Consider the following 726-nt stretch of genomic DNA (forward strand, 5'->3'; position numbering starts at 1 on the left):
ATGGAATGGATATGAATGGTATCACACTCGGCACCACACTTACCGGCACTATTCGCAATACAGCCGGCAAGGATGCGATACTCACGCTCAATAATGTAGGCAATACCACCGGGGTACTGGTAAATACCACTAATCCGGGTGTAGTCATTTCCACTACTGCTACTTCGCCGGTGATAGCACCATTCACGGCCACCATCACCTTCACCGAAGCGGTGACTGGATTTACGTTGGGTGATATCACCTCCACCAACGCTACTTTAAGTGCATTCCAGACAACAGATAATATCACTTACACCGTTCTCGTAACACCTGCCGCAGATGGCGCGGTATCCCTTCAGGTACCGGCCAGTGTAGCCGTGAACGTGGGCAATAACAGCAATACCGCTTCCAATACATTAAGCCTCGTTTTTGCAGGAACAGCTCCAGTCGTAACAGCAGTAGATGTACCGGCAAATGCCATTTACAGAGTTGGTCAGGTGCTCTCCTTCACTGTTCACTTCAGCGAAACTGTAAATGTTACCGGTGCTTCATCGCTGGATGTAATAATAGGCGCCACTACAAGATCCGCTACACTTGTGAGCGGCAGCGGCACCAATGCTTTACTGTACAGCTACACTGTACAGCAGGGAGATATGGATATGAATGGTATCACACTCGGCACCACACTTACCGGCACTATTCGCAATACAGCCGGCAAGGATGCGATACTCACGCTCAATAATGTAG

At 49.3% G+C, this 726-nt stretch carries 1 protein-coding gene; it reads left to right on the forward strand.

Translation table 11 applies throughout. The features are described 5' to 3' along the window. On the forward strand, positions 1-726 hold a 726-nt coding region (locus tag AB4Z08_RS35790), incomplete at both ends, for an Ig-like domain-containing protein (protein WP_441578571.1).

It is taken from the genome of Chitinophaga sp. RAB17, assembly GCF_052114225.1.
In the GTDB taxonomy this organism is placed as follows: domain Bacteria; phylum Bacteroidota; class Bacteroidia; order Chitinophagales; family Chitinophagaceae; genus Chitinophaga.